This is a genomic window from Sphaerisporangium sp. NPDC049002 (assembly GCF_040649355.1).
GTDB lineage: Bacteria > Actinomycetota > Actinomycetes > Streptosporangiales > Streptosporangiaceae > Sphaerisporangium.
In genome coordinates, this window is sequence record NZ_JBEZFH010000244.1 from 1 (window position 1) to 10,231 (window position 10,231).

Below are 10,231 nucleotides of genomic sequence, written 5' to 3' on the forward strand. Positions count from 1 at the left end.
GGCGGCGTGCGCCGCCGCGCCGAGCGTGCCCGCGTACGTGGCGTCGCGAACCGTCCACAGCCAGTCGAATCCGGGGACGACCGCCCCGGCGCCTTGCCGTTCCACGGCGGGCGGGGGGCCGCAGCGGGAGCCGACGGAGGACCGCACCCCGGCGGAGACGGTGAGCCACCCGTCGTAGGGGCAGGTCGTCCTGCCCACCGTGCGGACCGACAGCGAGCCGATGGCGCTCTGGCCCGCGAGCCGCCAGAGGTTCGGGGTGGCGGCGGCGTCCACGTCGTGCCAGTGGAGCCCGGGCACGCCGATCAGCGCCACACGTCCCGGAGCGTCCGCCCGCGCGGCGGCGGGGCTCATGAGCAGCCCCAAAATGATCACGGCCAACGCGCCGAGCGCCCGCCTCACCACTGACCTCTGACCTCCCACGAACCATCCACCGGCAAATCCTTGGAACCGTACGGGAAATCCGGCCGCCCGGTCCAGGAAATCGTGACGAACACCGCCCGAACAGAGCGACCGCGCGTCACGGCCCCGCCTCTGCCCTTCCCTGCCAGGCCCGAGGAGGCGGCCCGCCCCGGTGGGACACCCGGCCGCCGGGCTGGTCTCCTCACCGGCGGCGACCGCCGGCGGGGGCGTCGCCGCGCGTCGACGAGGGCCGGGGCGAGCCGCCAGTGCTGAGGCATCACCCGCGCCCGACTAAGGCCCGCCCGAAATCCGGAAATAGGACAGAGTGCGGTTGACCTGAATTGCGCGGATCCCGGCTTTCGGTGATCGTACGTGCCTGTTGTCGATCTGTGATATCCGGATTCGGGGAAGGAGGGACGTCACTGCTCATCTGCGCTTACATGAGCTGACGTCGAATCGTTACCACATGGCGTGACCGGATGGTTGGGATAAACGGGTTACACGAAGATCGGCAATGTCTAGTAATGTGGTGGCGCCCGCCCCGGATATTACCCTTTGTCATTGGCTTTCCATTGACCTGCCGGGGCTTTGACGACGTGGGTCGGCCCTGCTGGTGGAAGTGGGCCGCAGCGTCCTCCGACAGGCTTTCAGCATGGATCCTCAGCGATGGGCGTTTCGGCGGGCCTGTCAGCCCTGGTCGGTCTTGCCTGACCCGGAAGGACTCGCCCGGTAGATGCGGCTCTTATTTCAGCATCGGCAATTCGCCGCCGTTTTCGCTCTCGGCCTGGCGCTCCGTGTACTGACCATGGTCGGCTACTCCCCGGTCGTGTGGTTCGAGGACGCCTTCGACTATGTAGGTGTCGCCGAGCGGCTGCGGCCCTATCCCGTCCGTCCAAGTGGTTACCCGATCCTGCTGTGGGCGATGCGACCGTTACACAGCTTCGCCGTCGTCGTCGGTCTCCAGCACCTGTCAGGGCTGGCGATGGGGGTGATGGTCTACGCCCTCGTCCTGCGCCGGACGAGGAATCCGCGGAAGTGGTCGGCCGTACTCGCTTCGGCACCCGTCCTTCTCGACGCATACCAGATCTTTTTCGAACACACGATTCTGAGCGATCCGCTCTTCTCATTCCTGGTGGTCACCGCGGTCACCGTTACCCTGTGGACGCCCCGCGTCTCGCTCCGGCGTGCGGCGTCGGTGGGGCTGCTCCTCGCCGCGGCGGCTCTCACCCGCTCGATAGGGGTCGCGCTGCTTCCCGTGTTCGCCGGGTACCTTGTCGTCAACCGCTCCGGATGGCGCACCTTGCTCGTGACCGTCGTCGCCGCGGCGGTCCCGCTCGGTTGCTACGCCGCCTGGTACGGATCCTGGCACGGGTCTCCCGCGATCAACGGGGGGAGCGGAGTATGGCTGTGGGCCCGCACCATGCCGTTCGCGGACTGCCAGAAGATCAGGCCGGCGGCGGACGAAGCCGTCCTCTGCCCTGCCCAGCCCGTTGGTCGACGGCCGAGCTCGCCGCACTTCATCTGGGCGGACTGGTCGCCTTTGAGGAACGTCCCTGGCCACTCGGTCACCACGCGCGGGGACCTCTTTCACCCTGGGATCGACCGGCTGGCGGGCAACCTGGCCAGGCGTGCGATTTCGAGCCAGCCATCGGACTATCTTCAGCTGGTCGTCGAAGACCTCAAGCGGGCGCTGAACTGGCGTAGAGGCCCAGATCCGAAAACCGCGCAGATCGGCTTTAACCGATACGCCTTTCCTAACGTCAGCGGCGGCCCTCCACCCGATGAGATCAGGATTCCCGGCGCCACCATCCGTCAGGACTTACAGGCGTACGAGCGGGGGCAGACGGTCACCCGGTTCTGTGAGCCGGCCGCGGAAGTGATGAGAACATACCAGTCGCTCTCCTTCATGCCGGGCCCGATCTTCGGCGCGCTGTTCGCCGGCGCCACTGTCGTCAGTGCAATGGGATGGGCACGGCGCTCCAGCGGGGAAGTGGTTTTACCGCTGGTCAGTGCCATCGGGCTTGTCATAAGTCCGGTACTCGTCACAGCCTATGACAGCCGATATCTGCTACCCGCCATACCTCTGCTCTGCGCGACACTGGTCATCGCGGCGAACAATCTTGTGGCATCGCCAAGGCTTTCCACGTAAATCCAATATCGTGCGCCACGCGACGGTGGGATGTCCCTGCGGGGGAGCATCCCACCGTTTGGATCCGGCTTGCTCAGCAATGACGCCGGCGTCGTGCCGGGGTCAGGGGAGCGTGGCCGTGGTGGGGGCGCTCTCGTTGCCGAGGCGGTCGAGCGCGCTCACCAGGTAGGTGCCCTTCGAGGTGATGGTGTAGGACTGCTCCGCCGCGCCGGTCGCGGGGACGACGGCGAGGAGGTTGCGGGCGTCGGTGACCGCGCAGTCGCCCGCCTTGGCGCCCGCCACGCGGTAGACGGCGTAGGAGCGCGCGCCGGGGGAGGCCTTCCACACCAGCGCCCCGCCGGAGTTCCTCAGGGCCGCCGGCGCGGCCGGGGCACCGCCGCCGCGCCCCTTCATCAGCGGGAGCAGCGCCGGGCGGGGATAGTGGTCCTTCACGATCTTGTCGAGCACGCCGAGGGGGTTCTTGCCGACCTGGGCGGCGCTGAAGTAGACGTCGCCCTGGACCTCGGGATACCTCCGGTTGAGCGTCAGGTGGGCGGGCAGCTCGCCCACCTTGGTCCAGGCCGCGTTGTCCCTGGTGCCGACCCGGTAGAGCGCCTGGCCGATGTACAGGTGCACGCCGGTGCCTTTGACCTCGTTCGCCCACCACGGCACGAGCTTGGCGTAGTCGGCGACGGCGAACCCGCGCGGCCAGTACAGCTGCGGCATGATGTAGTCGACCGAGCCCGCCTTGATCCACGCGCGGGCGTCGGAGTAGATCGCGTCGTAGGCCGACAGGCCCTTGGTGTCCGAGCCCGACGGGTCGTCCGACTTGTTGCGCCAGATGCCGAACGGGCTGATGCCGAACTTGACGTACGGCTTCGCGGCGTGGACGGCCTTGCCGACCTGCGCGACCAGCTTGTCGACGTTGCCGCGCCGCCAGTCGGCCAGGGATGCGCCCTTGCCATACTTTGTAAAGGCGCGCGCGTCGGCGAACTTCGTCCCCTTGCCTGGATAGGGGTAGAAGTAGTCGTCGAAGTGCACGCCGTCGACGTCGTACCGCTGCACGACATCGGTGATGACCTTGACGGTGTGGGCGCGCACCTCGGGCAGGCCGGGGTTGTAGTACAGCTTGCCCTCGTGCTTGACGACCCACTCGGGGTGCTGCCGGGCGGGGTGGCCGGCGGGCAGCAGGGTGAGGTCGTCCTTGTCGGCCGCGCGGTAGGGGTTGAACCAGGCGTGGAACTCAAGGCCCCGCTTGTGCGCCTCGGCGATCAGGAAGGGCAGCGGCTCCCAGCCCGGATCCTCGCCTGCGGTGCCGGTGAGCCACTGGGACCACGGCTCGTAGGGGGACCGGTAGATCGCGTCGGAGGCCGGGCGCACCTGGACGAACACCGCGTTGAAGTTGCGCCTGACCGCGTCGTCGAGGATGCGGACGTACTCCGCCTGCTGCCGGGCCGGGTCGAGCCCCGTCTTGGACGGCCAGTCGACGTTGTGCACGGTGGCGATCCACACGCCCCGGAGCTGCCGCTTGGGGTACTTGGCGCTCACCTCGCACGCCTCCGCGGTGGCGGGACGGGCCGCCGCCGACGCCGGGGGCTTGGTCTCGCTGTCCGCCGGAACGGCGCCCGGTCCGAAGAAGTAGGCGACGCCGGTGGTGACCACCGCGATGGTCGCGGCGGCGAGCAGGGGCCGATGTCCGTTTCGCATGGGACATCAGTGTGGCATCGGCAAAGAGATGGTAAGGCCGAATAAAAGAAATCGTATCGTGATTCCATCGTGACCGATGGGGTCCTCGTGATTCCCGTGGCCCTCGCCGGCGGCCGCTCGCGGACCCGGTCAGGAGCGGGCGGTTCCGGGCGGCACCTGGGGTCGCGGCACCGGAGACCTACGGCGCGCGCGGCGTCGCGCGCGCACGCGGCGAGCGGGACGGGTGCCCGGGTGACAAGTGGCTTACCATCCGGCCGGCGCGCGCCCCCTCGCGTGCCGGCCGGATGGATGCGGCCCGTCGTGACTCCGCCTACTCCGAAGCCGACCTGAGCTTCTCGGCCAGGTGGGAGGGCAGCGGCTCGTACCGCAGGAAGCTCCGCTGGAAGGTTCCCGTTCCGTGCGACATGGACCGCAGGTCGATGGCGTACCGGGTGATCTCCAACTCGGGGACCTCGGCCTTGACCAGGGTGCGGCCGGTGCCGACCGCCTCGGTGCCGAGGACGCGTCCCCTTCGCGAGGACAGGTCCGACATCACCGCGCCGACGTGCTCGTCCTCGATCAGCACCGAGACCTCGTCCACCGGTTCGAGCAGCAGAGCGGGCACCTTCGCCGCCGCCTCCTTCAGCGCGAGCTGCCCGGCGATCTGGAACGCCATGTCGGAGGAGTCGACCGAGTGCGCCTTCCCGTCGTACAGCGTCACCCGGATGTCCACGACGGGGTAGCCGGCCAGCACGCCGCGCTCCATCTGCGCCCGCACGCCCTTCTCGACCGAGGGGATGAACTGCCTCGGCACCACCCCACCGACGATCTTGTCGACGAACTCGAAGCCCCCGCCCGACTCCAGCGGCTCGATCTCGATGTGGCAGATGGCGTACTGCCCGTGCCCGCCGGTCTGCTTGACGTTGCGGCCCATGCCCTGCGCCTTGCCGCCGAAGCTCTCGCGCAGCGGCACCCTCAGCTCCACCCGCTCGACCTCGACGCCGTGGCGCTTGGCCAGGTGGTCCAGGAGCACGTCGGCGTGGGCCTCGCCCATGCACCACAGCACGAGCTGGCGGGTCTCGGCGTTGTTCTCCAGCCGGAGGGTGGGGTCCTCGGCGACCAGGCGCGCCAGGGCCTGCGAGAGCTTGTCCTCGTCGGCCTTCGACCTGGCCCGGATGGCGACCGGCAGCAGCGGCTCCGGCATCGTCCAGGCCGTCACCAGCAGCGGGTTGTCCTTGTCGGAGAGGGTGTCGCCGGTCTCGGCCCTGCCGAGCTTGGCCACCGCGCAGATGTCGCCCGCGGCGCACTTGGTGGTCGTGCGCTGGAGCTTGCCGAGGGGCGAGGACAGGGCGCCGATGCGCTCGTCCAGGTCGTGGTCCTCGTGCCCGCGCTCGGCGAGGCCGTGACCGGAGACGTGCACCACCATGTCGGGGCGCAGCGTGCCGGAGAAGACCCGCACCAGGCTGATGCGCCCGACGTACGGGTCACTGGTGGTCTTGACGATCTCGGCGACAAGCGGCCCGTCCGGGTCGCACGCGAGGCCGGGCACCGGCCGCCCGTCGATCGTGGTGATCTCCGGCAGGGGGTGCTCCATAGGCGAGGGGAAGCCCGCGGTGATCACTTCGAGCAGCTCCAGCATGCCGACGACCGCGCCGGAGCCGGGGGTCGCGCAGGTCGCGAGCACGGGGTAGAAGCCGCCCCGGGCCACGGCCTTTTCGAGGTCGTCGATCAGCACCTTGGTGTCGATCTCCTCGCCCGACAGGTAGCGGTCCATGAGGGACTCGTCTTCGCTCTCCTGGATGATCCCCTCGATGAGCGAGCCCCGGTAGGTCTCGATCTGCTCCTGGTACGCGGCTCCCGGGGCGTTCTCGGTGCGGGTGCCCGTGGCGTAGTTGAAGAACTTCTGCGACAGCAGCCCGATCAGGCCGTTCACATGGCCGTTGGTCACGACGGGCAGGTAGAGCGGGGCCACGCCGTCGCCGAAGATGTCCTGGCAGGTGGCCACCACGTCGTCGAAGTCGGCGCGCTGGTGGTCGATCTTGGTGATCACGACCGCCCGGGGCATCCCGACCGAGGCGCACTCCTCCCAGAGCATGCGCGTCAGCCCGTCGACGCCCTCCGCCGCGGAGACCACGAACAGGGCGGCGTCGGCCGCCCGCAGCCCGGCCCGCAGGTCGCCCACGAAGTCGGCGTACCCGGGGGTGTCGAGAAGATTGATCTTGATGCCGTTGTACGAGACCGGCGCGACGGCCAGGTTGACCGAGCGCTGCTGGCGCACCTCGACCTCGTCGAAGTCGCTGACCGTGCTGCCGTCCTCGACCCGGCCCGTGCGCTGGATGGTGCCCGTCGCGGACAGAAGGGCCTCGACGAGCGACGTCTTCCCTGATCCGGAATGGCCGACCAGCGCGACATTGCGCACCGCATCCGGCCGGTCGGCCGAGGGTGCCCTGCCCGCGGCTCCTGATGTTCCGCCCGTGGTTCTCTCCGGCACGTCGCCTCCCGCGTCTCGCCGTGAGATGCGGCCGCGCGCGGCCGCATCGTCCGCCGCCGCGCCCGCCGCCCGAGAGAGCGCGGTGCATTCACCCTTTACCTCTGTGGCGCGGATCACAAGAGGGAACAGGCAAAAGTGCTTGCGAAATGATGCCTGAACTTGCTCGCGTGTTCGCCGGCCGTACCCCTGTCGTCTGTCTCCTTCCCCATTCCCCGTTCTCTCGCACACGATTCACCCCTGGTCGCTCACCACGAGCGCTTCGTTCGAACCAGGGGCCTCACGTGGCCTACGATCGGACCGCGATGTTGAAGCTCCTGCGCCCCGCCGTCACCCGTGTGCTCACCCCATTGGGCCGGGCGCTCGCCCGCCGGGGGGTCAGTCCGAACGTCATCACCCTCCTCGGCACGCTCGGCGTCGCCGCGGGGGCGCTCGCCTTCTATCCGCGCGGCCAGCTGTTCCTGGGCTCGGTCGTCATCACGTTCTTCGTCCTCGCCGACCTGCTCGACGGCGTCCTCGCCAGGATGCTCGGCACCGGCAGCACCTGGGGCGCCTTCCTCGACTCCACCCTCGACCGGGTCGGCGACGCCGCGATCTTCTCAGGGCTGATCCTGTGGTTCATGTCCACCGGCGAGACGGTCCTCGCGGGCGTCGCGCTGTTCTGCCTGGTCGCCGGGGCCGTCGTGTCGTACGCCAAGGCGCGTGCCGAGGGGCTGGGGCTGACCTGCGACGTCGGGCTGGCGGAACGGTCCGAGCGGCTCCTGGTCGTGCTCGTCGCCGCCGGTCTCGGGGGGCTCGGCGTGCCGTACATCCTCGCGGCGGGCCTCTGGCTCCTCGCGGTGGCCAGCGCCTTCACCGCCGGCCAGCGCATCCTCCACGTTTACCGCCAGACGGTGACAACATGAACTTATGGCCTTCTTCTTCTAGGACAGGTCTTCTTACCGACTTCTGGGGGTGAACCTCGCGTTGACTGATCGGCTCGTCGCCTGGGCGTACCACCTGGGCTGGGTGCTCGTGCCGAAGCTGCCCGAGCCGCTTGCAGCGTGGGCCTTCCGCCTCATCGCCGACCTCATGTGGTGGCGGCACGGCAAGCTCGTGCGGCGCCTCGAATCGAACCTGGCCCGGGTGACGGGCAAGGATGTCACGGACCCCTCGATCCGCGACCTCAGCAGGGCCGGCATGCGCTCCTACTTCCGCTACTGGATGGAGGCGCTGCGCCTGCCGGTGATCGGCAAGGAACGCATCCTCACCGGTATGCACGACGTCCACGGGGACAGGATCTTCTCCACGGTGGACTCCGGCCGGGGCATCGTGCTCGCCCTGCCCCACATGGGCAACTGGGACCTCGCCGGCGCCTGGCTGATCCACAAGGGTTACCCCTTCACCACGGTCATGGAGCGGCTCAAGCCCGAGTCGCTGTACGAGCGGTTCGTTGCCTTCCGCGAGAGCCTCGGCATGGAGGTGCTGCCGCTCACCGCCAAGGGAGGCGGCACCGCCCACGCCTTCGGCACCCTGGCCCAGCGGCTGCGTGCGGGCCGACCGATCTGCCTGCCCGCCGAGCGCGACCTGACGGAGAAGGGCATCGAGGTCGACTTCTTTGATGGCACGACGCGCATGGTCGCCGGTCCCGCGCTTCTGGCGCTCCAGACCGGCGCGGCGCTGCACCCGGCCACGCTGTGGTTCGAGGGCGACGGCTGGGGCGTGCACATCCACGAGGAGATCCCCGTCCCCGCCGAGGGCACCCGTCAGGAGAAGGTCGCGGTCATGACGCAGAGCATGGCGCGCGTCTTCCAGGAGGGCATCTCCCGGCACCCTGAGGACTGGCACATGCTGCAGCGGCTCTGGCTCGACGACCTGGAGCCACGGTGATCGCATCATGAGGGTCGGCATGGTCTGCCCCTACACCTGGGACGTCCCCGGCGGCGTCATGGCGCATGTCCGCGACCTGGCGGAGGCGCTCATCGCCGACGGCCACCACGTGTCGGTGCTCGCGCCCGCGTCCGACGACGCGCCGCTGCCGTTCTACGTGACCTCGGCGGGCCGCGCCATCCCCGTGCCGTACAACGGCTCGGTGGCACGCCTGGCGTTCGGCTTCCTCTCGGCCAACCGCGTGCGCAAGTGGCTGCGCGAGGGCCGTTTCGACGTGCTCCACGTGCATGAGCCCGCCGTCCCCTCGGTGGGCCTGCTGGCCTGCTGGGCCGCCCGCGGCCCGATCGTGGCCACCTTCCACGCCTCCTTCCAGCGCTCGCGCGCCATGTCGGTCTCCGCGCCCGTGCTGCACACCGCGCTGGAGAAGATCACCGGCCGCATCGCCGTGTCGGACGCCGCGCGCAAGACCCTGGTGGAGCACCTCGGGGGCGACGCGGTCCTGATCCCCAACGGCGTCACGGTGAGCCGGTACGCCGAGGCCGAGCCCCTGCCCGGCTGGGGTCCCGACGGTGGAGTGATCGGGTTCCTCGGCCGCATGGACGAGCCGCGCAAGGGCCTTCCGGTACTGCTGGAGGCGTTCACGCTGCTCGCGCCCGAGCGTCCCGGCCTGCGGCTGCTCGTCGCGGGTCCCGGCGACGCCGACGACGTGCTCGCCAGGGTCCCCGCAGGGCTGCGCGACCGCATCGGCGTCCTCGGCATGGTCAGCGAGGAGGACAAGGCCCGCGCCTACCACTCCGTCGACGTCTTCTGCGCGCCGAACACCCATGGCGAGAGCTTCGGCATCGTGCTCGCCGAGGCGATGGCCGCCGGCGCCACCGTGCTGGCCAGCGACATCCCGGCGTTCCGCAAGGTGCTGGGAGACGGGCAGGCGGGAGCGCTTTTCGCGACCGGCGACGCCGCCTCGCTCGCCCGCGAGGCCGCCGCACTGCTCGACGATCCGGCCTGCCGCGCCAAGCTGGCCGGAGAGGCCCGCCTGGCCGTGCGCAAGTACGACTGGTCGACCGTGGCCCGCGACGTCGTGCGGGTGTACGAGACGGTCACCGCGACCGCGGCCGGGGGCGTGGAGGAGGAGCAGCAGGGCCGGGTGCGCGAGCCCGACGCCCGCCCGGCCGGCCCCGCCGACCATGCCGCCCGGGTGCCCGAGGGTGTCCGGGCCCACGGGGGTGAGGCCTCGTGACCACCACGATGGTCATCCTGGTGGTGGGAGTGGCGGTCGTGCTCGCGGCCGTCTACATCTCCTGGAGGGCCGGGCGGCTCGACCGCCTGCACATCCGCCTGGAGACCGCCCGTGCCGCGCTGGACGCCGCGCTCGTACGCCGGGCCGCCGTCTGCATGGAGCTCGCCGCCTCCCGGGTGCTCGACCCGGCCACCAGCCTGGTGCTCGCCGCGGCGACGCACGAGGCGCGAACGGCAGGGCCGGAGGAGCGTGAGCACGCCGAGAGCGACCTGTCGCGGGCTCTTCGCGCCGTGATGGACCAGGAGCGCTTCCGCGAGCGGCTGGCCGAGGCGCGCGCTGGAGGCCGAGGGCCTGCTCAACCGCCACCACGGCGGCGCGACGTTGCCCGGTGAGCTGTCGCGGGAGCCTACCCACTCGCAGAAGG

General features: G+C 70.0%; 6 protein-coding genes and 2 pseudogenes. 5 read left to right on the plus strand and 3 right to left on the minus strand.

Annotated elements, in window-relative coordinates:
- Positions 1-399 (minus strand): annotated as a pseudogene (locus AB0B89_RS31590) (hypothetical protein); the annotation flags it as partial.
- A gap of 733 nt (positions 400-1,132) precedes the next feature.
- On the opposite strand from AB0B89_RS31590, the gene AB0B89_RS31595 reads away from it, so the two are divergent.
- Positions 1,133-2,548, plus strand: a complete 1,416-nt coding sequence (locus AB0B89_RS31595) for a hypothetical protein (RefSeq protein ID WP_358560096.1) — start codon at positions 1,133-1,135, stop codon at positions 2,546-2,548.
- A 102-nt stretch (positions 2,549-2,650) separates the two neighbouring features.
- Here AB0B89_RS31595 and AB0B89_RS31600 read toward each other — a convergent pair whose 3' ends face one another.
- On the minus strand, positions 2,651-4,234 hold the full coding sequence (locus AB0B89_RS31600; protein ID WP_358560097.1) for a family 10 glycosylhydrolase: 1,584 nt from the start codon (positions 4,232-4,234) through the stop codon (positions 2,651-2,653).
- Between the two features lie 310 nt (positions 4,235-4,544).
- Positions 4,545-6,704, minus strand: coding sequence for an elongation factor G-like protein EF-G2 (locus tag AB0B89_RS31605; RefSeq protein ID WP_358560098.1), 2,160 nt, complete (start codon positions 6,702-6,704; stop codon positions 4,545-4,547).
- A gap of 302 nt (positions 6,705-7,006) precedes the next feature.
- On the opposite strand from AB0B89_RS31605, the gene pgsA reads away from it, so the two are divergent.
- The 4 genes and pseudogenes from pgsA to AB0B89_RS31625 all read left to right on the plus strand — a co-directional run.
- On the plus strand, positions 7,007-7,606 hold the full coding sequence (pgsA, locus tag AB0B89_RS31610; protein ID WP_358560104.1) for a phosphatidylinositol phosphate synthase: 600 nt from the start codon (positions 7,007-7,009) through the stop codon (positions 7,604-7,606).
- A gap of 61 nt (positions 7,607-7,667) precedes the next feature.
- A complete protein-coding gene (locus tag AB0B89_RS31615; protein ID WP_358560100.1) occupies positions 7,668-8,570 on the plus strand; it encodes a phosphatidylinositol mannoside acyltransferase in 903 nt (300 codons plus the stop codon).
- A gap of 7 nt (positions 8,571-8,577) precedes the next feature.
- Positions 8,578-9,807 carry a glycosyltransferase family 4 protein gene (locus tag AB0B89_RS31620; RefSeq protein ID WP_358560102.1) on the plus strand — a complete coding sequence of 410 codons (1,230 nt, stop codon included), beginning with the start codon at positions 8,578-8,580 and terminating at the stop codon, positions 9,805-9,807.
- A gap of 8 nt (positions 9,808-9,815) precedes the next feature.
- Positions 9,816-10,109: pseudogene (locus tag AB0B89_RS31625) on the plus strand (hypothetical protein); the annotation flags it as partial.
- Positions 10,110-10,231 lie beyond the last annotated feature (122 nt).

Excerpts from the sequence above, each read along its gene's own strand:
- AB0B89_RS31595 (WP_358560096.1), top strand. The coding sequence starts at position 1,133 with ATGCGGCTCTTATTTCAGCATCGGCAATTCGCCGCCGTTTTCGCTCTC.
- AB0B89_RS31600 (WP_358560097.1), bottom strand. The coding sequence starts at position 4,234 with ATGCGAAACGGACATCGGCCCCTGCTCGCCGCCGCGACCATCGCGGTG.
- pgsA (WP_358560104.1), top strand. The coding sequence starts at position 7,007 with ATGTTGAAGCTCCTGCGCCCCGCCGTCACCCGTGTGCTCACCCCATTG.
- AB0B89_RS31620 (WP_358560102.1), top strand. The coding sequence starts at position 8,578 with ATGAGGGTCGGCATGGTCTGCCCCTACACCTGGGACGTCCCCGGCGGC.